The organism is Peteryoungia algae, from assembly GCF_030369675.1.
GTDB lineage: Bacteria > Pseudomonadota > Alphaproteobacteria > Rhizobiales > Rhizobiaceae > Allorhizobium > Allorhizobium algae.
In genome coordinates, this window is the sequence record NZ_CP128477.1 from 3,242,501 (window position 1) to 3,268,422 (window position 25,922).

General features: G+C 58.8%; 19 protein-coding genes, 1 tRNA gene, 2 rRNA genes and 3 pseudogenes (1 of these 25 cut by a window edge). 16 read left to right on the forward strand and 9 right to left on the reverse strand.

What is annotated here, in order from left to right; translation table 11 throughout:
• The 3 genes from QTL56_RS15360 to QTL56_RS15370 form a co-directional block, all read left to right on the forward strand.
• Window positions 1-1,186, forward strand: a 23S ribosomal RNA gene (locus QTL56_RS15360) (it extends 1,607 nt beyond the left edge of the window).
• A gap of 140 nt (window positions 1,187-1,326) precedes the next feature.
• A 5S ribosomal RNA gene (gene rrf / locus QTL56_RS15365) occupies window positions 1,327-1,441 on the forward strand.
• A 219-nt stretch (window positions 1,442-1,660) separates the two neighbouring features.
• Window positions 1,661-1,737, forward strand: a tRNA-Met gene (locus QTL56_RS15370).
• A 1-nt stretch (window position 1,738) separates the two neighbouring features.
• Here the strand turns inward: QTL56_RS15370 and QTL56_RS15375 are convergent.
• The 3 genes and pseudogenes from QTL56_RS15375 to QTL56_RS15385 form a co-directional block, all read right to left on the reverse strand.
• Window positions 1,739-2,158, reverse strand: coding sequence for a hypothetical protein (locus tag QTL56_RS15375; RefSeq protein ID WP_245135532.1), 420 nt, complete (start codon window positions 2,156-2,158; stop codon window positions 1,739-1,741).
• A gap of 54 nt (window positions 2,159-2,212) precedes the next feature.
• Window positions 2,213-2,687: pseudogene (locus tag QTL56_RS15380) on the reverse strand (transposase); the annotation flags it as partial.
• Window positions 2,688-3,403: 716 nt separating this feature from the next.
• Window positions 3,404-4,531 carry a helix-turn-helix transcriptional regulator gene (locus tag QTL56_RS15385; RefSeq protein WP_245133900.1) on the reverse strand — a complete coding sequence of 376 codons (1,128 nt, stop codon included), beginning with the start codon at window positions 4,529-4,531 and terminating at the stop codon, window positions 3,404-3,406.
• A gap of 214 nt (window positions 4,532-4,745) precedes the next feature.
• Here QTL56_RS15385 and QTL56_RS15390 point away from each other — a divergent pair, with 214 nt between their 5' ends.
• From QTL56_RS15390 to QTL56_RS15400, 3 genes are read left to right on the forward strand one after another with little or no spacing between them, the layout of a single operon-like run.
• The gene (locus QTL56_RS15390) at window positions 4,746-6,572 is read left to right on the forward strand and encodes a ShlB/FhaC/HecB family hemolysin secretion/activation protein (RefSeq protein ID WP_245133901.1); all 1,827 of its coding nucleotides are present in this window, start codon (window positions 4,746-4,748) and stop codon (window positions 6,570-6,572) included.
• A gap of 10 nt (window positions 6,573-6,582) precedes the next feature.
• Window positions 6,583-10,977, forward strand: coding sequence for a two-partner secretion domain-containing protein (locus tag QTL56_RS15395; protein WP_245133902.1), 4,395 nt, complete (start codon window positions 6,583-6,585; stop codon window positions 10,975-10,977).
• An 11-nt stretch (window positions 10,978-10,988) separates the two neighbouring features.
• On the forward strand, window positions 10,989-11,507 hold the full coding sequence (locus QTL56_RS15400) for an invasion associated locus B family protein (RefSeq protein ID WP_245133903.1): 519 nt from the start codon (window positions 10,989-10,991) through the stop codon (window positions 11,505-11,507).
• Here the strand turns inward: QTL56_RS15400 and QTL56_RS15405 are convergent.
• Window positions 11,467-11,676 carry a hypothetical protein gene (locus QTL56_RS15405; RefSeq protein ID WP_245133904.1) on the reverse strand — a complete coding sequence of 70 codons (210 nt, stop codon included), beginning with the start codon at window positions 11,674-11,676 and terminating at the stop codon, window positions 11,467-11,469. The genes QTL56_RS15400 and QTL56_RS15405 overlap by 41 nt on opposite strands.
• A gap of 346 nt (window positions 11,677-12,022) precedes the next feature.
• Between QTL56_RS15405 and QTL56_RS15410 the strand changes: the two genes are divergently transcribed.
• On the forward strand, window positions 12,023-12,526 hold the full coding sequence (locus tag QTL56_RS15410; protein WP_245133905.1) for a YciE/YciF ferroxidase family protein: 504 nt from the start codon (window positions 12,023-12,025) through the stop codon (window positions 12,524-12,526).
• Between the two features lie 99 nt (window positions 12,527-12,625).
• Window positions 12,626-14,770 (forward strand): catalase, encoded by a 2,145-nt coding sequence (gene katE, locus QTL56_RS15415; protein ID WP_245133906.1) that lies wholly within the window; start codon window positions 12,626-12,628, stop codon window positions 14,768-14,770.
• 106 nt (window positions 14,771-14,876) lie between these two features.
• Here katE and QTL56_RS15420 read toward each other — a convergent pair whose 3' ends face one another.
• Window positions 14,877-15,878: a sensor histidine kinase gene (locus QTL56_RS15420; RefSeq protein WP_245133907.1), complete on the reverse strand. Its 1,002-nt coding sequence runs from the start codon at window positions 15,876-15,878 to the stop codon at window positions 14,877-14,879.
• Window positions 15,879-16,119: 241 nt separating this feature from the next.
• Between QTL56_RS15420 and QTL56_RS15425 the strand changes: the two genes are divergently transcribed.
• The 8 genes and pseudogenes from QTL56_RS15425 (at window position 16,120) to QTL56_RS15460 (ending at window position 21,906) form a co-directional block, all read left to right on the forward strand.
• Window positions 16,120-16,437, forward strand: coding sequence for a PepSY domain-containing protein (locus QTL56_RS15425; protein WP_245133908.1), 318 nt, complete (start codon window positions 16,120-16,122; stop codon window positions 16,435-16,437).
• Between the two features lie 29 nt (window positions 16,438-16,466).
• A complete protein-coding gene (locus tag QTL56_RS15430; protein ID WP_245133909.1) occupies window positions 16,467-17,078 on the forward strand; it encodes a general stress protein in 612 nt (203 codons plus the stop codon).
• A gap of 106 nt (window positions 17,079-17,184) precedes the next feature.
• A complete protein-coding gene (locus QTL56_RS15435) occupies window positions 17,185-18,270 on the forward strand; it encodes an extracellular catalytic domain type 1 short-chain-length polyhydroxyalkanoate depolymerase (protein WP_245133910.1) in 1,086 nt (361 codons plus the stop codon).
• A 337-nt stretch (window positions 18,271-18,607) separates the two neighbouring features.
• Window positions 18,608-18,834: pseudogene (locus tag QTL56_RS15440) on the forward strand (hypothetical protein); the annotation flags it as partial.
• A gap of 200 nt (window positions 18,835-19,034) precedes the next feature.
• Entirely contained in the window at window positions 19,035-19,268 is a 234-nt protein-coding gene (locus QTL56_RS15445; protein WP_245133911.1) for a DUF6894 family protein, read from the forward strand.
• A 241-nt stretch (window positions 19,269-19,509) separates the two neighbouring features.
• Window positions 19,510-20,595, forward strand: a complete 1,086-nt coding sequence (locus QTL56_RS15450) for an AI-2E family transporter (protein WP_245133912.1) — start codon at window positions 19,510-19,512, stop codon at window positions 20,593-20,595.
• 165 nt (window positions 20,596-20,760) lie between these two features.
• Window positions 20,761-21,373, forward strand: a pseudogene (locus QTL56_RS15455) (tyrosine-type recombinase/integrase).
• Window positions 21,374-21,561: 188 nt separating this feature from the next.
• Window positions 21,562-21,906, forward strand: coding sequence for an HNH endonuclease (locus QTL56_RS15460; RefSeq protein ID WP_245133913.1), 345 nt, complete (start codon window positions 21,562-21,564; stop codon window positions 21,904-21,906).
• Between the two features lie 325 nt (window positions 21,907-22,231).
• Here the strand turns inward: QTL56_RS15460 and QTL56_RS15465 are convergent, their stop codons facing one another.
• Genes QTL56_RS15465 through QTL56_RS15480 form a run of 4 tightly spaced genes read right to left on the reverse strand, consistent with a single transcriptional unit; the run spans window position 22,232 to window position 25,848 of the window.
• Window positions 22,232-23,026, reverse strand: coding sequence for an iron ABC transporter ATP-binding protein (locus QTL56_RS15465; protein ID WP_245133914.1), 795 nt, complete (start codon window positions 23,024-23,026; stop codon window positions 22,232-22,234).
• Complete coding sequence (locus QTL56_RS15470) at window positions 23,023-23,967, reverse strand: iron chelate uptake ABC transporter family permease subunit (RefSeq protein ID WP_245133915.1); 945 nt, start codon at window positions 23,965-23,967, stop codon at window positions 23,023-23,025. Before QTL56_RS15470 ends, QTL56_RS15465 begins: the two co-directional genes overlap by 4 nt.
• The gene (locus QTL56_RS15475; RefSeq protein ID WP_229576907.1) at window positions 23,960-24,937 is read right to left on the reverse strand and encodes an ABC transporter permease; all 978 of its coding nucleotides are present in this window, start codon (window positions 24,935-24,937) and stop codon (window positions 23,960-23,962) included. The genes QTL56_RS15470 and QTL56_RS15475 overlap by 8 nt, the downstream gene beginning before the upstream one ends.
• The gene (locus QTL56_RS15480; RefSeq protein ID WP_245133916.1) at window positions 24,937-25,848 is read right to left on the reverse strand and encodes a siderophore ABC transporter substrate-binding protein; all 912 of its coding nucleotides are present in this window, start codon (window positions 25,846-25,848) and stop codon (window positions 24,937-24,939) included. Before QTL56_RS15480 ends, QTL56_RS15475 begins: the two co-directional genes overlap by 1 nt.
• Window positions 25,849-25,922: the final 74 nt, after the last annotated feature.

Consider the following 25,922-nt stretch of genomic DNA (forward strand, 5'->3'; position numbering starts at 1 on the left):
CAAATTGCACGCGTAACTTCGGAAGAAGCGTGACCCCTTTATACGCAAGTATGATGGGGTGGCACAGACCAGGGGTAGCGACTGTTTATCAAAAACACAGGGCTCTGCGAAGTCGCAAGACGACGTATAGGGTCTGACGCCTGCCCGGTGCTGGAAGGTTAAGAGGAGAGGTGCAAGCTTTGAATCGAAGCCCCAGTAAACGGCGGCCGTAACTATAACGGTCCTAAGGTAGCGAAATTCCTTGTCGGGTAAGTTCCGACCTGCACGAATGGCGTAACGACTTCCCCGCTGTCTCCAACATAGACTCAGTGAAATTGAATTCCCCGTGAAGATGCGGGGTTCCTGCGGTCAGACGGAAAGACCCCGTGCACCTTTACTATAGCTTTACACTGGCATTCGTGTCGGCATGTGTAGGATAGGTGGTAGGCTTTGAAGCGGGGACGCCAGTTTCCGTGGAGCCATCCTTGAAATACCACCCTTATCGTCATGGATGTCTAACCGCGGTCCGTCATCCGGATCCGGGACAGTGTATGGTGGGTAGTTTGACTGGGGCGGTCGCCTCCGAAAGAGTAACGGAGGCGCGCGATGGTGGGCTCAGACCGGTCGGAAATCGGTCGTCGAGTGCAATGGCATAAGCCCGCCTGACTGCGAGACTGACAAGTCGAGCAGAGACGAAAGTCGGTCATAGTGATCCGGTGGTCCCGTGTGGAAGGGCCATCGCTCAACGGATAAAAGGTACGCCGGGGATAACAGGCTGATGACCCCAAGAGTCCATATCGACGGGGTTGTTTGGCACCTCGATGTCGGCTCATCGCATCCTGGGGCTGGAGCAGGTCCCAAGGGTTTGGCTGTTCGCCAATTAAAGCGGTACGTGAGCTGGGTTCAGAACGTCGTGAGACAGTTCGGTCCCTATCTGCCGTGGGTGTAGGAATATTGACAGGATCTGTCCCTAGTACGAGAGGACCGGGATGGACATATCTCTGGTGGACCTGTTGTCGTGCCAACGGCATAGCAGGGTAGCTATATATGGAATGGATAACCGCTGAAGGCATCTAAGCGGGAAACCAACCTGAAAACGAGTATTCCCTATCAGGGCCGTGGAAGACTACCACGTTGATAGGACGGGTGTGGAAGCTCAGTAATGAGTGAAGCTTACCGTTACTAATAGCCCGATTGGCTTGATCGTTCTCATTGACCATGCTCATCGGCCCGGAAAAACCGGGCGATGATGCCAAATACGTGTTCATCAAAAAGAGGTTCTCGCGATAAACCGCATGCGGTTTGCGACGACCTCACCAGCTTCTCAACAACATTGCCCTTAGCCGACCTGGTGGTCATGGCGGGGTGGCCGCACCCGTTCCCATTCCGAACACGGCCGTGAAACGCCCCAGCGCCAATGGTACTTCGTCTCAAGACGCGGGAGAGTAGGTCGCTGCCAGGTCTGCTAAAGGCAATGTTGTCCGGTTCGAATTCGAACCTGAAAATCTTCTCAAATCACGCATTCGGCCCTGCCGAAATCCAAGGGCCGCTCAAAGCGGTCCTTTTTGCTTGGTACAATGCCGAAAAGGGCGCAAATCCCCTCGGATTTGCACCGGTAGAGACGCAAACTCTTACGAGTTTGCTCTGTCGCGATAAATCCCTCCGGGATTTACGCTGGTAACGCGGGGTGGAGCAGCCCGGTAGCTCGTCAGGCTCATAACCTGAAGGCCGCAGGTTCAAATCCTGCCCCCGCAACCAATCAAAATTGCAAATCCTCCCAAGCTAAGTATTTACGTATTAGCTCCTCACCATAGCGGTCGAGGAGCTTTTGCTTTTTGTCCTCCGTGCCGAGTTCACCAGACAGCTGACGCGCCAGCACATCCTGATCCACCATTGCCTTGAACTTTGCTTCCATCATTTGCGCTGCCTCCATGGCAGCCAGGATGGACGCAATGCGACCATGCACCTCTAGCGCCAGCGGTTGACGGCCCGGTGTACTTACAATGACCACTTTCTGGATCAATTGCCGGATGATGTCGATCAGCGGCTGCTTGGTCTGGAGATCAGCGTGATCGCGCATCAGGTAAAGCATGGCGTGTATCACCGTGCGGACCGTGTCCTCGTTGATCTTGTCGCGCAGAGCTGCGAGGCGCTCTGCATCGCTTATGGGCTTATCCATGGAGGGCGCGCTCGCCAGCTGCCGCTCCAGTTCTTCCCGTTCTTCGTCGAGCCTGTCGAGCTGGTCTTCATGAAGCTTGCGATACCGTAGGCCTTGCCACTTTCGTCCCAGGCTTTCCGCAGAAGACCGATTTGCCGTTCGTCTTCAAAAGCCCGCTTGCTCAAGGGCATCCGGAGCCAAGCGTAAAAGCCGCTGGGATGGATGCGCAACAAGCGGCACATCGTTCGCACCGAAAATCGCTGTTGATGCTTTGCAACGAACGCGTACTTCACTTTGCATCCCTGGCGAAATACGCGGTCGCTTTTTTTAAGATGTGGCGCTCCTTGGTAACACGCGCCAGCTCCTTTTTGAGCTGCCTGATCTCTTTGGCCTGGTCGTTCCCTTGGTTGCTAGACGCTGAGGAGAACTTCTTCTTCCATTCATAGAGCGAGTGCGGGCTCACACCCAGCCGCTGCGAAACCTCCGCAACCGGATACCCGCGTTCCGTGATCTGAGGCGCCGCGTCCCGCTTAAACTCTTCGCTGAAAATTCGATTTGTTCATGATGATCTTCTTGCCTCAATTTAGGAAAGAAGGTGTCTACAAATCTCGGGGCTAGTCACTCAGTAGAGGGATTACATCTAAATTGCATTCCCGGAAGCTTTCGACCGCCCTTGGGGGCGGAATATCGTGCAATATCCAGTGAGGAACAGCAGTACCTCGATCGGGCCACACAGTTCGCAAGCTTGGAAGGTGCATACTCGTTGCTACAGGCGACCAAGCCGCAGACACTGTCCTTCGCATTATCCGACAGTGCAATCGGGCTGCTAAGTTGGATGACTAAGAAATTCGCGAGCTGGTCCTATTGCGACGGCGATCTCGAGACGGTATTTCGGCCGATGCGTTGCCAACGAACGTGTCGATCTACTGGTTTGGCAACACTGTCGACTCCTCCCTCCGAATATACAAGGAAAATGTCTTTCGCTCATTTTCCGAAGGAACTTCCGACGACACCCTGTTCATGGGTTGAGCGCGTATTCAACGTGCGCCGATGGACTGAAATGGCCAAGGGTGGGCACTTCGCCGCGCTCGAACAGCCCGTCCTCTTGGCCCGCGATATTCAGGACTCATTCCGTAAGCCGGCATCGTAACGTTGACCGGGCGGCGATTGCCGATGGTCGGCTCAAACAAGCTATGTTTGCCCTTGCGGTTTGAACCGCACCTTTTTCCCACTCTCCCACCTGCGTTGCGTTGGGATGCGACGGTTTCACTTGGCCGATTTATCGCTGAGCAGCAGGCGCACGAGTTCGGCTTGGCGGTGCACGCCGGTTTTTTCGAATATGTTGGACAGATGCATGCGCGCGGTGGAGACGGAAATGCCGAGCCGGTGCGCGGCGGCTTCGCGCCCGTCGCCTTTCATGATTTCGACGGCAAGGCTTGCTTCCCGCTCGGTCAGGCCGAAACGGGCGCGAAATGAAGCCTCCCGATTTGAGCGTTCCAGCATCCCATCAAACAAAAGCAGGATTGCCGCCGGGCGCAGGTGTCCCAGTGGTGACATTTCTTCGCCGCGCCAGGGGATCACCTCGATTTCCAAACCATCGCCGGCCTCACTATGAGAAAGGCGCAGGCGGCCGCCAGCCGGCTGACCAGGGATGGGATTGATGCACTGGCCGACCAGACGCGTCAGATGCTCGTGGGCACCCAGGGCTGAGACCTCCAGAAATCCGGATTTGAACTGGAGCGATGGACAGGCGGCGATGAGCGCTGTGGCCTCATCTTCGATTCTCACCACCCGCAACCGGCGGTCGACCAGGATCGCCCCCGACGCAGCGCGCTCGCCGCGGAGTGTCGCCATCGTGGCGACCTGTTCCTTCAGTCGCAGCGTCTCGATGATCCGCGTCGCTCGCACCAGATGCGGCGCGAGGCAGGCGAAAATCTCCATGGAGCCTGCTTCGAGATCCTCGCGTCCCGGAAACGGATGAAGCAGGCAACCCGTCCGCGCGCCATCGTCCGGACGCCCCCCGAGCCTGACGCCCGTAAAGGAAGCGCCTACGCCCACGTGGCGTAGAAAATCATTGTAAATACTGGTCCGTTTGATTTCCGCGACGCCAATCCGCTCCTGCGTTGCATAAGGCACGCCCGTCAGGGCATCGGCACCATACTCGCGGATCGGATTATGCGCCCACCAATGAGCCACGTATTCGCGCTGGAGAACAGGATCAACCCTTGGCGAAAAACCGACTGCCTGTTTGGTGATCGGGTCGAACAGATGGAAGATCGCGCTGTGAGCACAGCAAGCATCGGCCATACCGTTGAGCGTTTCGTCCCACGGTCGAAGGTCGAGCGCCGAATCGTAAATATTGCCGATGAGATCAAGGATGTTCCTAGCGTGCATTTGCTCTCCCGCGACGGTCTCCCAGTGACAACTCGTCGTGGCGTTTGGACAGTCGACCATACAGCTATTCGACTGTATTTTTACCAGCATTAGCCCACAATCCATCTCAACACTACGAACGAATGTCTGTAGCGGCTGCCCGCAAGGATGGGCCTGTGCGAAAATAACACCCAGTATAGACATCTGTCCGTGTTGCTTATGACCTCGTAAGGCTATGGCCATTCAGTTTTCACCTTTCGATTTATCGAAAAGGCTGACGCCTAAAAGAAATTCCAACGAAATAATTACGTTTTTTGGGGATCAAATGGGGATACGCGAAAGCTCCTTCTGCCGCGCTGTTTTTGCGTGCGGGTACGGGTTCCTTCTGACAATCGGTCCGATGGGCTGGAACCTTGCGCTCGCGCAGGACGCCGGGATGTTGTTGCGCGAGCAGGAGCGCCGGCAGGAGTTGGAGCGGTTGCAGAGGTTGCCCGTCCAATCGGGGACGTCTGCCGAAGCGGCACCCGCAGTACGGCGGGAGACCGGCGAGACCATCCTTATCAAGGACATCCTCTTTTCCGGCAAGATGGAATTGCTTTCGGAGGATGACCGCGCAGCTTTTGCTCTGAAGGCTACGGGTCAGCAATTGGGCGTCGATGGGCTCTATAATCTCGCGGATAGTGTGACGTTGCGCTTGCAGGAAGAGGGGTTTCTGCTCGCAAAGGCCATTCTGCCGCCGCAGGATGTTACTGAAGGTTTGGTGACGATTGAGATTGTCGAGGGCACGCTGGAAAGCGTTGCGTTGAAGCGAACGGCGAGCGTTCGGGCGAGGGAAGACCGGCTTAGGATCATCGCTGATTCCCATATTGCGGCGCAGGGTGTGAGACGTCAGGATCTCGAAGCGGCACTGTTGCGCATGAATGATCTTCCAGGCATCACTGCGCGGGCAAAGCTGACGCCGGGCGAGGCGCCGAATACCTCAATGCTTGTTGTCGATGTTGAACAGGCCCCTATTTTTTCCGGTCAGCTATCGGGCGATAATTTGGGATCAAGCTCAACTGGGTGGGTGCAGGCCAATGCGGGTTTTGCCCTCACGGATCTGACCGGCTATGGCGAGCTGATCCAGATCTTCGGCACATTCTCGCAAGGGCAGAAATTTGGGCAAGCCGCTCTCAGTATGCCGATTGGGGCAAGTGGTTTCACCGCAAGCGCCAATTACGGCTATCTCGACTATCGCAAAATTGATGATGTCGGCAGCGCACTTGATTTGCATGGCTCTGCCCATTTCGCGGGGTTGGGGCTGGATTATACGGCCATTCGCTCGCGCGATTTCAATCTGCGTTTCAACGCGGAACTGAACGGAAAGGCGCTTGTTGATGAAAGCCTTGTCGAGCGTTTGCAGGATAAGCGGGTGTATTCGGGGACGCTCGGGGTATCGGGCGATGCGCGGGACGTTTTCCTCGGTGGCGGCCTGACGTTTGGCTCTCTTTCCTGGACTTATGGCGACCTTGACCTTTCGCGCGAAGCATCGGCGCTCGCTGTCGATCAGGCCGGGCTGATGACGCAAGGCGGGTTTCATCGCGTGAATGCCTCGTTGGCGCGATTGCAAGACTTGTCGGGTGATTTCTCGTTTTTTGGGCGCGTATCCGGCCAGTGGACCAACAAGAATCTCGACAGCTCGGAGGATTTTTCGCTTGGCGGACCATATGGCGTGCGCGGCTTTGGTGTTGGCAGCGGCAGCGGAGATTTGGGCGCACTGGGCACGATTGAGCTGCGCTTCGATGCGCCAATCCCAGCCGAATACGGCGCATTGCAATTGGCGGGCTTTGTCGATGCCGGGCATGTGTGGGTGAACAAGGACAGTTTCAGCATTCCCGCCGCCAATGCCTGTGGTTGCAACGATTATGGCCTCGCCAGCGCTGGGATTTCCGCCCGCTGGACAAGCGAAAACATCAGTTTTTCAGCCAGTTACGCATATGCTCTCGGGGATGATCCGGGACGCGCGATTGGCACATCCAGCGACAATCAACGGTTTTGGCTTTCGGGCGGTATAGAGTTTTAGGGATAGCATTATGAATAGTCTTTACAGGCATATCTGGTCGAAGATCTTGGGTCGTGTGATTGTCGTTGCCGAATGTGTGTCGGGTGGCGGGGGCAAGAAGTCTTCTCGCAAGCGTAAGCTGATGTCCGCGCTCATGGCCTCCACGCTCTTGAGCAACGCCGCATGGGCGGATGGTTTACCGACCGGCGGACAGGTTGTGGCAGGGCGGGCGACGATTGTCAGCAATGGCACCGCCATGACGGTCAATCAGTCCACGGACCGGATGAGTGCCAACTGGCAGAGCTTTTCCATTGGCGCTGGCAACAGCGTGACATTCAACCAGCCGGGCGCAAACTCGGTAGCGCTCAACCGGGTGACGGGGCAAGATCCCTCGCAGATTCTCGGCAACCTTAATGCCAACGGGCAAGTGTTCCTGCTCAATCCCAATGGCATCGCCATCGGCAAGACCGGCAGCGTGCAGACCGGCGGATTTGTCGCCTCGACGCTGGGAATGAGCAATCAGGATTTCTTGAGCGGAAACTACCAATTCAACGGAACTGGCGGTGCCATCACCAATGACGGCAACCTCAACGGCCATGTCGTGGCGCTGATTGCGCCGACGGTGCGCAACAACGGCACTGTCACCGGCGATGCGGCCTTGGCCGCTGGTACCGATGTGCTCCTCGACTTCAACGGCGACGGCCTGCTCTCGGTTGAAGTGAAAGCCAACACGATGGCCGGGCTGGTAGAGAACAACGGCCTGATCCGCGCGGACGGCGGCGCGGCTATCCTCACCGCCAAGGGCGCGTCACAGGCGCTCGCCGGCGTGGTCAAAAATACCGGAATGGTGGAAGCCAAGAGAATTGGTCGCAAGAATGGCCGCATCCTTCTGCTGGGCGATATGCAAAATGGCGAGGTGAAAGCCAGCGGTACGTTGCGGGCAGAATCGGTTGAAACTTCAGCCGCCAAAGTCACCATAGAGGCGGATTTGAAGGTTGATACCCAAGGCGGACATTGGCTCATCGACCCCACCGACATCACGATCGATGCGGCGAGCGCGGCGGCCTATCAGACGGCGCTTGGCACGGGCAATGTCACGATCACCACGGCCGGCGCAGGCAGTGACACTGGCAACATCACCGTCAATTCTTCCATCAATTGGTCGTCCCACATCCTGACGTTGACCGCCGATAACAACATCACCATCAATGCGGCACTGACCAGCACCGGCACCACGGCGAGCGATGGTCTGGTGCTCAACTACGCGCAAACCACCAACGCCGGCGATTACACCATCAACGCGCCGGTTAATCTGGCGGCGGGCAGCCTGTTCCAAACCCAACACGCCGCCGACACGGCAGTGACATATACGGTCATCACCAGCCTTGGCGCGGCAGGCTCCACCACCAGCGCCGATTTGCAAGGCATGGGCGGAACCCTTTCCGGCAACTACGTCCTTGGCGCCGACATCGACGCCTCGGCGACCAGTGGCTGGAACGGCAATGCGGGTTTTGTGCCGGTGGGTGACGCCACCACCAACTTCACAGGCAAGTTCGACGGCCTCGGCCACACCGTCACCGGCCTGACCATCAATCGAACAACTAGTTACGTTGGGTTGTTCGGGTATGCTGATGGCGTAACCATCCGCAATATCGGCATGATCGGCGGCGATATCACGGGCGGTGCCAATGTCGGCGGGCTGGTGGGGGTAAACTCCGGCAGCGGCAGCACCATCACTAACGCCTATGCCACAGGAAGTGTGTCGGGTCAGAGTAATGTCGGCGGGCTGGTGGGGTATAACTACAGCAACAGCACGGTGACGGGCAGCTATGCCACGGGCGCCGTGTCGAGCACAGGCGCGGGCAATGTCGGCGGGCTGGTGGGGTTAAACTACAAAGGCACCATCACCAACTCCTATGCTACTGGCAGCGTGACGGGCACAGGCGACTATGTCGGCGGGTTGGTGGGGTCTAACTCTTTCTACAGCACTGTGACTGGCAGCTACGCCACGGGCGCAGTCAGCGGCAGCACCAATGTCGGCGGATTGGTGGGGTATAACTACAGCAGCAGCATGGTGACGGACAGCTATTCCACGGGCGCCGTGACGGGCATAGGCGACTATGTCGGCGGGCTGGTGGGGTATAACTACAGCAGCAGCACGGTGACGGGCAGCTATGCCACGGGCGCCGTGACGGGCACAGGCACAGGCAACAATGTCGGCGGGCTGGTGGGATTTAACTACACCAGCAGCACGGTGACGGACAGCTATGCCACGGGCGCCGTATCGTCGAGCACAGGCGCCAATGTCGGCGGGCTGGTGGGACATAACTACAGCAGCACGGTGACGGGCAGCTATGCCACGGGCGCAGTCAGTGGCAGCATCCATGTCGGCGGGCTGGTGGGGTTCAACTCCGTCGGCAGCATCACCGATAGTTTTTGGGACACGCAAACCACAGGTCAAACCAGCAGCGCTGGCGGCACCGGCAAAACAACGGCGGAGATGACTACAAAATCCACCTTTACTGATGCGGGATGGAATTTTTCAACTATCTGGGGCATCAAGACATCCGAGAATTCCGGCTATCCGATTTTACGGGCGCTGAGCCCTGGTATGACCTTCGGCACGGCTCTCACCATCACCCTTGGCGATCTCACGAAAATCTATGGCGATGCCAACCCGGCGCTGGGCAGCTTCACCCTTTCCGGGTGCATATCTTGCATCACCGGCATTGATTGGGATGCGTTGGTCACGGCTGGAACCGATGTCGGCACCTATGCTTACAGTGACAGCGTGCTCAATTACACATGGGGCAGCGGATTCAACGCCAGCGACTATGCTATAAGCTTTGTCGATAACACCGGCCTGATCGTCACCCCGCGCGTGCTCGATCTCACCGGCACCCGCATTTATGACGGGGACACAGCGCTGGCAAACTCCGTCTTCACTCTGGGTAATCTCTATAATGGCCAGACGCTAACCCTTTCGGGCAGCGGCTCCATGACAACCAAGCATGTTGGAACGGGGAAGGCCCTCATCCTGTCAAGCCTCGCGCTTGGCAACGGTACGGGGAGCGCCTCCAACTACACCCTGCTAGGGGGCACCCATACGGTCGATATCACTGCGGCGACAATCTCCGCCATCACCGGCCTCACCGCCAGCAATAAGACCTATGACGGCACGACGGCGGCAACGCTCAGTCTGAACGGCGCGGGTTTCACGGATATGATCGCGGGCGATGTGCTCACCGTCGCCACCAGCGCGGGCGCGTTCGATAGTGAGAACGCGGGAGTTGGCAAAACCGTCAACATCACCGGCCTGACGCTTGGCGGCACCGACGCTGGCAATTACACGCTTAGCCAAAATACGGCGACGACCACCGCTGACATCGCCAAGGCGGGGCTGACGCTCACCCCCAACAACGCTTCCAAGACTTATGGCAATGCGCTCAGCTTTACAGGCAGCGAGTTCACGCCAGTCGGCCTCCAGAACGGCGAGACCGTCGGCAGCGTGACCTTGGTGAGCACGGGTGCCACCAGTCTCGCAGATGTTGGCAATTATGCCATCACCGCTTCCAGCGCCATTGGCGGGACGTTCGACATCAACAACTACAATGTGACCTACAACACCGGCACATTGACAGTGAACCAAGCCATCCTGACGGCGTTGGCAGGTGCGGTCAATGATGCCAGCAAGACCTATGATGGGCTGGCATTCTCTGGCGGCAATGGTGTCGTATTCACAGGCTTTGTTAATGGCGACGATCAGGATGACCTCACCGGCACATTGGCTTATGGCGGGAGTTCCCAAGGTGCGGTGAATGCCGGCAGTTACGCCATTACTGCATCCGGCCTGTCTTCGATAAACTATAACATCAACTGGACACAAGGCACGTTGACGGTCAACCCGGCCGCGCTGAGTGTGACGGCCATCAACGCCAGCAAGACCTATGACGGGTTGGCGTTCACCGGAGGCAATGGCGTGAGCTATGCTGGCTTCGTCAATGGCGAGACGGCCAGCGTTCTGGGCGGCAGGCTCGTCTATGGCGGCACGGCGCAGAATGCGGTGAATGCGGGCAGCTATACGCTGACGGCCTCTGGCCTGACCTCCGGAAATTACGCCATCACTTATGTCGATGGTGGCCTGTCGGTTAGCGCGGAGATCGTCAGTTCGTGCTCGCCTTCGGGGGCGGGAAACTCGGGCGTCTGCGGCGCGGTCCCCGCGCCCAACGATCCCGGTTGGATCACTGACAACGATGTCCGGATTGAGATCGTGCAAACGGCGCAGACCGATATGTCTACGGCGGCAGCGAACCCCACGGATTCCACCGATGAGCAGGAGGAGACAACCCCTTCTCAGTGCCGTTCGGACGCGGCGGGCGAAGATGGTGCAAGCCAGGCTTGTCAGAACGAAACCCAGACACATTGAAGGTAGTTTGCATGCGAATCGGACTTTCTACCCTGACCATTTTCATGGCCACATTTTCCGCCATTGGCACCCACGCCGCGCCGCTTCCCGGTGGGGCGGGGAGCCTTACGGAGAACTATCAGGATTGGGTCGTCGCCTGTCAGGCGCAAAACAATGCCACCGCCTGCGTCATGCGGCAGGTGCAGAGCAACAGCCAGACCGGTCAGACTATTCTGACCGCCGAATTTCGCGCTGTTGACGGCGATGCTCTGGAAGGAGCGTTGCTGCTGCCTTTCGGGCTGGTGCTTTCACAAGGCGTGGCGGTGAAGATTGATGAAACAGAGGCTTGGCCGCTTAGTTTTTCCACCTGTCTGCCCCAAGGCTGCCTCGCGCTCATCAGCTTCGACGCCAGCCGCATCGCCAGCCTGAAAGCCGGAACAGCGCTGAATCTGACGGTCTCAGCCATCAGTCCGCTCCAACCCATCGCCTTCAAAATCTCCCTCAAGGGATTCACAAATGCCTTGGGCCGCATCGCGGAACTATCCAAATGACCCTTGCTGAGTTCTTCCTCATTTGTCGCTTTGAATAGCCCCGTGAATAGTGGCGCTTGTCGGTGGACAGGGAGCGTCCGACATCGACGGATTCCGTGAACTTGCTGTCCTCGTCACGGCGCAAATAGCGCTTGTCGGTTCCGGTATCGATGAGTTCACGCTTCCACATACCTGTCCTCCTGTTTGTCAGTGAGATCGCGGCGGACCGGTTGGGTGCTCGCCTGGCGCTTCGTTGCCCGCAGCTGCGTTCACTATCGCGGTCGTGTCCGTTTGACACGCTCTGGCGTAAGAGCGATTCGCGGCTCCCTGATGATCAGCGGGAGCGCCTCGTCAGCGAACTAATGTCCGCGCGACTGGCGGTCCGGGATGCAAAGGACAAGCCTGAAGAGATCGCATGCTGACTTCGCCCTAAATCGCGCAGAAATAAGCCCCCGTCGGCTGTCGCTACCTGGGAACCATTGAGACATTGAAAGGTTGGGCACCCGATACGTCACAGATTTGAACGGATTCCCCCAATGGCTACCGAAAAGACTTTGTCCGACCTGTTCCTTGATACGCTCAAGGACATCTATTTTGCCGAAAAGCAAATCCTGAAAGCGTTGCCCAAGATGGCGCGCGCAGCCCAGTCCGAAGAGGGCAAGGCTGGATTTCTAAAGCATCGCGAGGAGACCCAGGACCAGATAGAGCGTCTGGAGCAGATTTTCGAACTGCTGGGCAAGCCGGCCCGTGGCAAGACCTGCGAAGCCATTCAGGGCATCCTCGCCGAGGGCGAAGAGATTATGGAAGACTACAAGGGGACGGCTGCTCTTGATGCGGGTCTCATCGCATCGGCACAGGCTGTCGAGCATTATGAAATCGCCCGCTACGGAACTCTCAAGTCCTGGGCGAAGCAGCTCGGTCTGAAGGAAGCGATCCCTTTGCTGGATGCCAATCTTCAGGAAGAGATTGCGACCGACCAGAAACTGACGGCTCTGGGCGAAACGTCCGCAAATGCCAAGAGCATGAAGAAGGCCAGCTGAGCCGTCTCCGATCTCTGCGAGACCGCCCCTTGAGGCGGTCATTCGTTTCTTAAGCAGCTTTCCTTGCCACCATCAGAGCGCGTGCTCCAGGAGTTCTTCATGGCCAAGACATCAACCCGTGGGTCCGTTGGGTCCAAAACTGCGACTGTCCAGATCCACGACCAGACGATGCAGCGCGGCGAAGGCGGCGAACTGCATCAGATCGCCGAGGATGACGCGCCCCCGCTGACGACAGCTCAGGGCAGCCCGGTTGTCGACGACCAGAATTCTCTTCGCGTCGGGGCACGCGGTCCGCTGGTGATGGATGATTTCCATTTCCGCGAGAAGATTTTCCACTTCGACCACGAGCGCATCCCCGAGCGCGTGGTGCATGCCCGTGGCTATGGTGCGCACGGATATTTTGAAACCTACGAGTCTCTTGCGAACTATACCAAGGCCGATATTTTTCAACGTGCGGGAGAAAAGACCGAAGCCTTTGTCCGTTTCTCGACGGTTGCTGGCAACAAGGGTTCCGCCGACCTTGCCCGGGATGTCCGCGGCTTCGCGGTTAAGCTCTATACCCAGGAGGGCAACTGGGACCTGGTCGGAAACAACATCCCGGTTTTCTTCATCCAGGATGCCATCAAGTTCCCGGATCTGATCCATGCCGCCAAACAGGAACCCGACCGGGCCTTCCCGCAAGCGCAGACCGCCCATGACACTTTCTGGGATTTCATCAGCCTGACGCCTGAGAGCATGAACATGGTCATGTGGATCATGTCGGACCGGACCATTCCGCGCTCCTTTCGCTTCATGGAAGGTTTCGGCGTTCACACGTTCCGCTTCGTCAACGCGAAGGACGAATCCACCTTCGTCAAGTTCCACTGGAAGCCGAAGCTGGGTCTCCAGTCAGTGGCCTGGAACGAGGCCGTCAAGATCAACGGTGCCGATCCGGATTTCCATCGCCGCGATCTCTGGCAATCCATCCAGTCCGGCAATTTCCCGGAATGGGAATTGCAGGTTCAGCTCTTCGATCAGGAATTTGCCGACAGCTTCGACTTCGACGTGCTCGACCCGACCAAGATCATCCCCGAAGAAATCCTCCCGCCTGTCGCCATCGGCCGGCTGGTACTCGATCGCATGCCCGACAACTTCTTTGCGGAGACCGAGCAGGTAGCCTTCATGACGCAGAATGTGCCGCCGGGCATTGATTTCAGCAATGATCCGCTGCTGCAGGGCCGCAATTTCTCCTATCTCGATACGCAGCTCAAGCGTCTAGGCGGGCCGAACTTTACTCATCTGCCGATTAATGCGCCCAAATGTCCGTTTGCGACCTTCCAGCAGGATGGTCACATGGCGATGCGCAATCCGGTTGGCCGGGCAAATTACCAGCCTAACTCCTTTGGCGAAGGTCCGAGGGAAACACCGACGCGCGGCTATCGCCATTTCCCGGCTGAAGAGCAGGGAACGAAGGCACGTCTGCGCCCAGAGAGCTTTGCCGACCACTATAGCCAGGCGCGGCAGTTCTACATCAGTCAAACGCCCCCGGAGCAGCGCCACATCGCGGCGGCTCTGACCTTCGAACTGAGCAAGGTGGAAACCGCCGTGATCCGTGAGCGCATGGTCTCCCACCTTCTCAACATCGATGAGACGCTGGCCAATACCGTGGCGCAAAAGCTCGGTTTCCAGTCGATGCCGAAAGCGGCGGATGCCGCGATGCCAACACGGCAGGATCTGGAGCCAGCGCCATCGCTCAGCATCGTCGAACGCGGCCCGCAACGCTTCGAAGGCCGCAAGCTCGGCATCCTGATCACCGATGGTGTCGATGCAAAGCTGCTGAAAAATCTGACCAAGGCGATCACGAAGGAAAAGGCCGTGTTCGAGCTGATTGCCCCGAAGGTCGGTGGCGTCAAAGCCTCGGATGGATCGTGGGTGGAGGTCCACCATATGATCGATGGCGGGCCATCGGTCCTCTTCGACGCCGTCGCCCTCCTGACATCGCCAGAGGCAATGGATGACCTCGTCAAGGAAGCAACCGCACGGGATTTCGTCGCGGATGCATTCCAGCACTGCAAGTTCATCGGCTACGACCCATCGGCCATGCCGCTTCTCGAAAAGGCCGGCATTGCGGATGCGCTCGATGAAGGCGTGATCGACTTGCCCGGTGATCAAGGACTTGATGGGTTCGTATCATCGCTTGGCAAGCTCAGGGTTTGGGGGCGAGAGCCGTCCGTTAAGCTGGGCAAGGCGTCCGTACCGAAGTAATCGGTTTGGCCCCCGGCTCATGGGGGCCAACCATCACCTATGCCCCAAGATCGGTTTAGTTCGTCCCCCAGATAGCTGCCTTATCTGGAGTGACGCGCGGGGTTTCTTAGTGTGCCAGATCACTCACCCGCATTCTCAAGGTCACCATTATCCCTCCTGCGGTCCGATCGTATACGATTGACCCACCGAGATGACCACCCACGGTTCGTTGGAGCAGCTTGCTGCCATACCCCTCAGGTGAGTTTTTCGGCACATCCTCGCAGCCTTGCTCGCTCCATAAGATCTCCACATCCTCCTCGACGGTAGAGCCGGAGATATCGAGCAAGCCTTGCTCGGCTGATAACGCACCATATTTCAGCGAATTGGTCGCCAGCTCGTGGATCACAAGGGCAAGGCTCGTAGCCGCCTTCTCTCCGATCCCCATACGAGGAACGGCAACACGAATCCGACCTGCAAAGGCGCTCAGGTCGTCATACGGCGCCAAAAGCACCGAAAACAGATCGCCGAGCAGAGCGGCACTTCCCTGGCCATTGGGGAGGGGTCTGACCAGATCATGGGCCCGCCCCAGCGCCGTCAGCCTCTGGGTCAATTGCTTCGCCATCTCCTCTTTAGTCTCGGTCGTCCGCGACGTGATCGTCGTCAGGCCCGACGCCAGAGCGAGAAGATTCTTCACCCGGTGGCTCATTTCGCCGGCGAGCAGCTCGTGACCCTCCTCCGCTTGCTTGCGCCCCGTGACATCGAGAAAGATCCCCGTCATCTCCCGGGCGGCGGCGTCTCGGTTGCCCCCCAAGCCTCGCGCAGAAATCCAGCGCACGTCCGATGTGCTCGTCAATATTCTGAAGTCGATTTCGAACTGACCTTCGACGACACGTGTGGCAACGAAGGCTGCCCTGACGCGGTCTCGGTCGGCAGGATGTACCTGCGCGGATAAGTGTTCAAAGGTGAGCCCGTTTGCCAGCGGAAGATCCCAGAGCTCAAAGCCTCTGGCATCCATGACGAATTCGTCGTTTTCAACAATCCATGTCCAGAGAGCGACCCCGGCAGAATCGATGGCACTGCGGAGCGCACGTGCATCCCAGTCGCTGCCAATTGGACCGCTATTGCTCAATCGAAGCTCTCCCGCTCAACGGTGCAGCTCATCAATCCACAATCCGTAGATGACTTTACAGCTAAAAGCCCATCGGTGACCAGTCGGTTTTCTCGTTTGCACATCCGCGCCACGAGGATCGATCATCAGATGCGAAATGTCGCCACAAAAGCCAACAACGGCAAAATGAGCCGGAACTTTAATCACGCCGTTGTGTTCTTGCTGCGGTACCTAGCAACTAGGTCTGCAAAGAGGAAACCCCATGAAAAAGATGATTTTCGCGGCGGCGCTCGTATGCGCCTCGGCAGTGTCTGCCTATGCCCAGACCACCACTGTTCCTGCGGCCGACGGCGACACTCCTGCCGTTGCGACACCGGATACGCCGAATGCTGCAGCCCCGGTAGAGGGCGCTAACTCCTTCACAGAAGAACAAGCGCGGGAGCGCATTGAGGCCGCCGGCTACACCGGCATTGCCGACCTCATGCTTGACGACCAGGGCGTCTGGCAGGCCACGGCAATGAAGGACGGCAAGTCCTTGTCGGTGGCAATGGATTACCAGGGCAACGTCGTCTCGAAATAATTCTGCAGAGCGGAGAGAAAGGTCATTCCATGAAAAACATTACCGGACTTTTTGACACCTACAATGATGCAAGCGCGGCCGTCAGTGCTCTGGAAGCCCGTGGCGTCCGGTCCGACGACATCAGCATCGTTTCCAATAATGCCGACAACCGTCACACACATGAAGACAACGACAGTGGCGCTGCAGAAGGTGCCGGCACCGGTGCCGGTATTGGCGCTGTGGTTGGGGGCGCGGGCGGTCTTCTGACGGGACTCGGTATTATGGCCATCCCAGGTGTTGGCCCGGTCGTTGCGGCCGGTTGGTTGGCCGCAACTGCAGCCGGCGCCGTTGCCGGCGCGGTTGCTGGCGGTGCGGCTGGTGGCCTTATCGGCGCACTGATGGATTCCGGAGTTTCTGAAGAAGAGGCCCATGTCTACGCCGAAGGTGTTCGCCGTGGGGGCACGCTCGTCACAGCTCGCGTGGATGACAGCATGGAAGTTGAGGCGGAAGCGATCCTCAAGCAGTCCAATCGCGTCGATCCGATGGCGCGCCGCCAGGCCTATTCGGAGCAGGGCTGGACGAAGTTCGATCATTCCGCTGACCCCTACGGCCCGGCGGAAATCGAACAGGAGCGCGACCGTTATCGGGGTCGCACTCTCTAATTCATGCCAATCGGGGATCGGCTTACGCCGGTCCCCGACGTCGTTTTAAAACATCATCTATCAACAGGGATGTCGGTTGGCTTTCCGGAACCCCAGAAGGTCACCCATGCGTAGCATTTCCGATACCATCGAGCGATTGGCTCGTGCCCGCGCGCAAACGCAGGGCCCCGTCGACCAGCCAAATAAGCTGACCAGGCTGGCCGAGCCTGCGCAAAACCCCGGCCAGCTCACCGGCTGGTATCAGTGCCCGGACGGTCCAGTGTCCCCTCCCGCCCTCGTGGTCGTTCTGCATGGCTGCACACAGACGGCAGCCGCATATGATCACGGGTCCGGCTGGTCGCGGCTCGCCGAAGACTATGGTTTCGCGGTTCTGTTTCCGGAGCAATCCCGCCAGAACAACGCCAATCTCTGCTTCAACTGGTTCCAGGGCGATGACGTCACTCGCGACCACGGCGAGGTCCTGTCGATCCGTGAGATGATCGCGAGCATGATCGACATTCATGGTGTGGATTCGCGCCGTGTGTTTGTCACGGGCCTTTCGGCAGGTGGCGCCATGGCCAATGCACTTCTCGCTTCCTATCCCGAAGTCTTTACAGGTGGTGCGATCATCGCCGGCCTTCCCTTCGGCGTGGCCTCCACGGTGCCGGAAGCTTTCGACCGAATGCGAGGGCACGGAATTCCACCCGCGACGACGCTCGACGCCAAACTCAGGAGCGCATCCCGGCACGATGGACCTTGGCCGACCGTCTCTGTCTGGCACGGGACGACTGACAATACAGTCTCTGAGGCGAATTCCCGGGCAATCATCGATCAGTGGCGAGGGGTCCATGGCGCGGACGTTGGATCGCGCGAAGCTCAGCTCGTCGATGGCGGTCATGCGCTGGAAACCTGGAAAGATGCATCCGGCAGAAACGCCATCGAGCACTACCGGATTGTCGGCATGGGTCATGGAACGCCAATCGATGCAACCACCGGATATGGCAGATCTGCCGCATATATGCTCGACGCCGGGATTTCGTCGACCGTGCATATCGCGCGCGCCTGGGGGCTGACCCCATCCTTCGAGCGGCGGGAAAGGCCGGAAACGCCCGATGCCTCACAGGTCGCCGCACAGCATGGCCCACTCTTGAAGCCTGATGGCATACAGGAGGTCATCGAGAGTGCATTGCGGGCCGCAGGCCTTATGAAATGAGGTCATCGGCGGCGACTGGTTGGCTGAAGAGACCCTAGGCAGTGCCAAATTGGAGCTCGCAGCCTCGTGAAGGATCCTTGCGGTCGTAATTGCGCTGTTCCGGGAACTTCCTGGCTTCCCATAGGTTGCCCCAACATAAGTTCCTGCAAGATCTGCCGTCGACATGTGCCGGTCGTTCGCGATTGAAAGACGAGTCTATGATGAGATTTTCTGCTTGGTTCCTGCCGACCGCTTCGGCGCTCGTCCTCGCCTCTGGAAGCTTCGCCTATGCTGACGAAGCAGCCTTATTGTAGTCTGATGCAGGAAGTTGGAACCGCATGGGCATCGTCAAAACGCGGGCCAATTCCCCGGAGCGGGCACCGGCACTGCCAGACTGGCGGTAAGCGCGCCGGAAATACCATCAACTTCGGGATTACATGGGTGAAGGAGGTCAATGGCGATCGGCGTGCACAGATGACCATCGAAAGGATCGGCGACACGGGCATAAGACTGACAACGGTCGATACCGATCCCAAGACTGGCAAATCCATCGTCACGGGCCGTATTGATTTGCGTCGCACCTGAGGCCGTCTCGCATAGACTTCGTCGTTTTGTTTGCCCGCGACCAGTCCTATGTCGTCGGTCTCACCCTTGTGACCTCGGATGCAGGCTGACAGCCGCTTTGACCAGAAGGGACAGCACCGTCTGGCGGTTGTTCGGAGGCTTGTATTGAAGGTGTCTGGCTATTGGACTGGAACCTCCCAGCGAGATTGGAATTGAACGCTATGCAAAGATATTTCTTTCACATTCGCGAACGAAATGAACTGGAGCTTGATGTCGAAGGCGTCGAGTTTGCAGACGACGCCGCCGCTCGAATGGGGGCTATATCCGCTGCAAAGGAAATGGTTGTTGAGGCCGTGGTCGGCGATGCAGAGATAGATGGCCGCCAGCTTGAAGTTATGTCGTCAGGGGGTGATCTGGTGGCGGTGGTCTCACTTCAGTCCGTCATCAAAATCTAAGTGTGGCGTTGGCGGCTGCTCGATGGGCAGGATGGGTGAGTGCACCAAGCGACTTCACACGACCCCGTGTTGGGCATTTCGTTGGGCGACTATCCTCGATCATCTGAACCGGAGATAGCTGATCTTCGCGAGCGTTTTGGTGGCATGATGGGAAAGACGCCTGACCGCAGGTCACCTAGGTACCAGATCTTGAAAAATGCCGTCTCGCTCTCCAGAGCCGCGACAGAGGGAGCACGCCAGAATGTCAATCCAAAGAGCAAGCTTTTACGCGCTCCTGATCATGGTGACGGTGGCGTTCGTGTGGCTTCTGATACCCTATTACACAGCAGTTCTGTGGGCCGTGATCCTGGCAATCCTGTTCTTTCCCGTCCACAAGCGGCTTGAACGATTGCTTGGCGGCCGTTCCACGATCGCGGCGCTTCTTACCCTGTTTCTATGTATCTGCCTCGTCATCCTGCCGGCCCTCGGCATTCTGGCATCCCTCATTCAGGAAGGTTCAAGCCTCTACCAGCGCATCAGCAGCAATGAAATCGACCTGAATGCCCATCTGCTGCGGCTTCAATCCATCCTGCCTGAATTTCTCAACAACTGGCTGACCTCACTCAAGCTCGATGGCTTTGCAGAAGTGTGGACGAAGCTCTCATCCGGATTCATGGAGGCGGGGCAGTCGATTGCCGGGGGGGTGTTGAGCTTCGGACAGAACACGCTGCAGTTCTTCATCAGCATGGGACTGATGCTCTATCTCCTGTTCTTCCTGTTCCGGGATGGCGCTTCGCTGGGACGGACCGTGCGTCACTCCATTCCGCTCAGTGACGATTATACGCGTCAGTTCATCGACAAGTTCGCCGCCGTTGTTCGCGCCACCGTTCGAGGTAATATGATCATCGCGATCACCCAGGGCGCGATCGGCGGCTTGAGCTTCTGGGCTCTGGGCATTGAGGCTGCACTGCTGTGGGGCGTCGTTATGACCTTCTTGTCTATGCTGCCTGCCATCGGTGCCGCGATCGTCTGGGTGCCGGCTGCGATATGGCTGTTCCTCATTGGCGCGTGGATCAAGGGCATCCTGATGGTGGTAATCGGGGCCTTCGTGATAGGGCTCATCGACAACCTCCTCCGTCCTCCTTTGGTGGGGCAGGGTGCCCGGCTGCCGGATTATGTCGTCCTGATTTCGACCGTCGGCGGAATCTCCCTATTTGGCCTCAGTGGCTTCGTTATCGGCCCCCTGATCGCTGCCCTTTTCATCTCCGCGTGGTCTCTGTTCACGCTGCAACAGCAGGAACCCACCTCAGCTTCCGTTGGTAGAAGGATCGAGGATAGAGGCAATTGAGGCGTAAGGAAGAGGTCAAAGCTGGCATTACCGATCGGCTGGCAGCATATGTCGACTGCTTTTCGGTCAACAGCGACCAGAACCGACAGGCTGCTTCTGGCCCCGTCATCTAACTGAAAGGCGCGCGTTCTCCCTGTGGCCAATGGTGGCCATAGGAGAACTGAAATGGGTATCTCGCGATATGATCCTGCCGCACTGGGTCGACCGGCTTGGAGCGCGGGTAAACAAGTTGGTATCAAGAAGCCCCTTAAGCAGCGCCAGATCTGGGCAGTCCGCTTCTTTCTCGATCGTGAAGGAAGGATGCGAGATCGGGCGCTTTTTGATCTTGCCATCGACAGCAAGCTCTGTGGCTGCGATCTGGTAAAGCTGAAAATCGGGACACTCATAACTGGCCACGACATTCGAACTCGGGCGATGGTCGTCCAGCAAACGACTGGACGACCCGTGCAGTTCGAAATCACAACTGAGGTCAGAGCTAGTCTGCTTGCCTGGCTTCAACGAAGGGGAGGAACCGTCGATGACTATGCCTTTCCCAGTCGCGTCGACCACGCTGATCATCTCAGCACTCGGCAGTACGCCCGACTGGTCTACGAGTGGGTGACGGCGATCGGGTTTCGTCGGGAGGATTGCGGTACGCATTCCCTGCGGCGAACGAAGGCTGCCATGATATACAAAGCCACCGGCAATCTTCGAGCGATCCAGATCCTACTTGGCCATACCAAGATCGCCCGTCGACATTGGGGACGCATTAGAACTAGCTGTGCGAACTGAAATCTGAAAGCGGACGGCCCCGCACGTCGTGGGGTCGCTCCTTTTTCCGGAGAGCCCCTCGAAGGATTCGATCCGGTTCGCGCCCTCAAACAAGCCATACGGTTCTGATGGTTTCATGCTACTGGCGTGCGCGTGCGACACTAGCATCCATCCTCGGGAACAGCATCCGGGGTCTCCACCAGGAAAGATCGAGCCTTGGCCCGCAAGAACAGAGACGAGCTAGCTTTTGGGGACGAGCCTACGCCAGAGCCCGTGTTCTGTCCGATGTGCGAGCGCGTCATCCCGGAGGATCAGAGAGACGAGCATCATCTTGTTCCCAAGAGCAAGGGTGGAAAGAAAACCGTTTGCCTGCACCGTATATGCCACGATCAGATCCATTCGATCTTTACCGATGCTCAACTCGCCAAGAAGTTTTCCACGATCGAAACAATCTTGGAAGACCCTGCGGTGCGGACATTCATCACGTGGGTGAGAAACAAGCCTCCTGGCTTTTCGGATCGTGCAAAGGAAACACGGCAGTCATTCCGTCGAGGCCGCTAGCCGCAACAGGAAAAAGTTCCGGCTAGAGGCGAATGCTGCCGTGGCGAGAATGCGCCTTCGTTTCGGACGTTTGGCCGCAATAGGGTCTTTTCCATAAGCGGACACTCGCTTTGCCGGGCGATTTGGCAACACACCCACCGTCTTTGTAGGCGCTTCACTCTGAACGTTTCTGCCTGCTAGATACTGCTGCCGGGAATGGGGTCGCATTCCCGCGCAGTTCAACAGGAGTGTCCTCAGCCGTCAGCATGCTTCCTGCCTGAGGCGAGCATTTGGCAGCAACAGAGTTTTGTGGTTCCTTGGACCTATGGTGTGGTCCTCAAACCCATCAGGTCGGGCCGGACGCACCTGTCGCATCTGGTCGCTGCGTGTAGTGTAGTGCAAACCGCATTCCGCCTGCCTCAACCACCGCGACAGGAAAATCGTAGATCCCCTGTAGCACGTCCGTGCGCATGATGACGTCAGGCGTCCCGTCGGCTGCGATCCGGCCATTCTTCATCGCAATGATCCGGTCGGCGCTGGCTGATGCGTGGTTGATGTCGTGCAGCACGACGACGATGGTTCGGCCGGCTTCGTCGACGAGCCGGCGCAGTTCCAGCATCAGTTGGCGGGCGTGATACATGTCGAGATTGTTCAGGGGCTCGTCGAGCAGGATATAGTCGGTCCCTTGCGCATAGGTCATCGCCACCATCACCCGCTGCCGCTGGCCGCCGGACAGCCGATCAAGCGAGCGGTTGGCAAGGTCTTCGAGCTCGAAGCGGGCAAGCGCCTCCTTGACCATCGCCTTGTCCTCAGCCGTCATTCGCCCGCCGCCATGCGGAAACCGGCCGAAGCCGACCATTTCGCGCACGGTGACGCGCGGCGGCTGGCCGATATCCTGCCTCAGGATCGCGAGTTTTCTGGCGAGAGTTTTGCCGGGTGTCGAGCCGACCGGAAGCCCGTCGATGGTGACGGATCCCTGCTGCAGTGGCAACAGCCGGGCGGCTAGCGAGAGCAGGGTGGATTTGCCCGCCCCGTTCGGGCCGACCAGGGCGGTTAGGCCACCTCTCGGCAGAACGAGATCAATGCCATCCAGCACGCGCTGGCCCTCGCGATAAAGGCTGACGGATTGGATTTCGATCATCGGGCTCGCCTCGCAAACAGAAACAGGATGAACACAAGGCCGCCGAGGAAATCGACGACCACAGAGAGCGTGCCGGCCTGGCCAAGCCCGTGCTGCAACAGCGTCTGCCCGCCGACCAGCACGATCACGCCGAGAAGCATGGCAACCACGAAGACGGAAGCGTGCCTGCGGGAGGATGTGAGCCGCTCGGCAAGCGCTGCGATCAACAGGCCGAAAAAGGTGACGGGCCCGACAAGCGCGGTGGCGACGGCGACCAGCAGTGACACGGTGATGAGCTGCACCAGCACCACCCGGTTCCAGTCGAGACCGAGGCCGATGGCCGTGTCACGTCCGAGTGCGGCGATGTCCAGCAGATGGCGGCGCGAGAATAGGAAGCCGCCGGCCAGGAGCGTGACGAGCGTCGCAATGGCGAGCAGATCGGTGTTCGGCGCGGAGAAGTTCGCATACATCGCCCGCTGCGCCACGGCGAATTCCTGCGGATCTATCAGCCGTGCCAGAAGGTTCGTCAGGCTACGAAAGAGCCCGCCGATGACGACACCCGCGAGCAGCATCAGCGTCAGATCCATCCGGCTTTTCAGCGCCGGCCAGAGGATGAGCATGGCGAGCAGCATCAGGGCGGACGCTTCCATGCCGAATTTCAGATGCGGCGAGAGCGAGACATAACCCAGCCCGCCCAGCGCAAAGACGAGGGCCGCCTGACCGAACTGGTAGAGCGCGTCCAGCCCCATGATCGAGGGTGTGAGGATGCGATTGCCGGTGATCGTCTGGAAGGTGACGGTCGAGAGCGCGATGGCAACCGCGACGGTCACCAGCGCCGCAAGCCGGATCCCGCGCAGCTCCAACGCAAAAGCGATATTGCCGCGCAGGTTGACCGTCATGAAGGCGATGATGGAGGTGAGCGCAAGACAGAGAATAAGGCCGATAACGATCCGGTCACGCATCGCGGCGCTCCCGCAGGATGAACCAGAGGAAGACCGCCGGTCCGATGACACCCATGACCGTGCCGACAGGGATCTCGTAAGGAAAGCGCATGACGCGCCCGGCGATGTCGGAGGCGAGCACGAGGATTGCCCCGCCGAGTGCCACGAGCGGCAGTGTGCCGCGCAGATTGTCGCCCGAGAGGCGCGAGATGAGATTGGGCACGACGAGGCCGACAAAGGGGATGAGCCCGACGACGACGACCGAGAGCGCCGACATGACGGAGACCAGCACCAGCCCGATCTGGGTCATCCGGCGATAATCGATGCCGAGGCTGGTCGCCTGGTCCTTGCCGAGCGCCATGATCGTCAGCCGGTCGGCGATCACGGTGGCCACACCGACGATAACGAAGGCGACGAAGAGCAGTTCGTAACGGCCTTTCAGCACGCCGGAGAATTCGCCATTGGTCCAAATGTCGAGATATTGCAGGAGATCGGTTTGCCAGGCGACATAGGTGACGGCCGCTCCCACTACGCCGCCATAGACAAGGCCGAAGAGCGGCACGAGATGCGGCTGTTCCGGCGGCAGGCGGTGCGCGGTGGCGAGGAACAGAGCCGTGCCGATGAGCGCACAGCCGCTGGCGACCAGCGCTTTTACTCCCAGGCCGGCAGCCGGCAGAAAGAGCGTCACGATCAGGATGCCGAGCGCTGCACTCTGGGCGGTGCCCGCGGTCGAGGGCTCGACGAAGCGGTTGCGCGTCAGCGTCTGCATGATCTGGCCGGCGACCGCCAGCCCGGCGCCGCAGAGCACGGCGGCAAGCGTGCGCGGCAGCCGGCTGATGGCCATGAGATCGCCAAAGGGCATCCCCCCCTCGGTGCCGGACAACGACAGCTCCTGCACGCCGATCGCAAGGCTCAAGACGACGAGAAGCGCCAGGCAGAGCCCGGCGCCGATCATTGCGCGACGATGGTGTGTCTCAAGTTTGGCAGACATCACTGGCTGGCGGAGAATGCGGCCTCGATGGTGGCCAGGACCCGTTCGGTAGCCTTCAATCCGCCGGCGGCGATGTAGAAATCGGCCGACGGCAAATAGATCACCTGGCCGGTCTTCCAGGCTTTGGTCTCGGCGACCAGCGCATTGTCGAGCGTTGCCTTGGCATTTTGGTCATTGGCGCCAATGGCGGCTGCCCGGTCGAGCACCAGCAGCCAGTCGGGATTGGCTTTGGCGATGAATTCGAAGGAGACCGGCTCGCCATGGGTGGCGGCTTCAACGTCGTCCACGACGGCTGGTAGGTCGAGCGCCTTGTGCACCCAGCCGAAGCGGGAATCGATACCGTAAGCTGTGATCTTCGGCCCGTTGGTCATCACGATCAGCCCCCGGCCCTTGCCCTGAACGGCGGCCTTGGCGCGGGCGAGCGCTGCGTCGAAATCGGCAACGACCTTTTCGGCCTCCGCCTGCTTGCCGAAGATCGCACCATAGGTCTTGGCCCGCTTACGCGCCTGGTCAATCACGTCGATGCCGTCCATGGTCATGTCGAGCGAGGGCGCGACCTTCGACGTTTCCTTTTCCCTGCCGGAAGAGCGACCGCCAACGATGATGAGGTCAGGTGCAAGCGCGCTCAAGGCTTCGAGATTGGGCTCGAATATGTCGCCGACGACCTCGGCCTTGCCCTTCAGGTCCGAGAGTTCGGAAAGATAAAGGTTTTCCGGGATGCCGGCCGGCATCACGCCGATCGCCAGCAGCGTATCAAGTGCTGCAATGTCGAAGACCGCAATCTTCGACGGTGTTTCCTCGACGGTGACCTTGCCAGCATAGGTCTCGACGTCGAGTGCAAGCGCCGGCAGGGTGGCGAGGACGAGGCCTGCGGCAATCAGTGCGCGGCGGGTCAAGGGGCGAATAAACATGGTCGTTTCTTCCTGATGTCAGATGGTCATGGGTCGCCCTCCGCCGGTTTCGCGACGAACAGCAATGTCTTTCG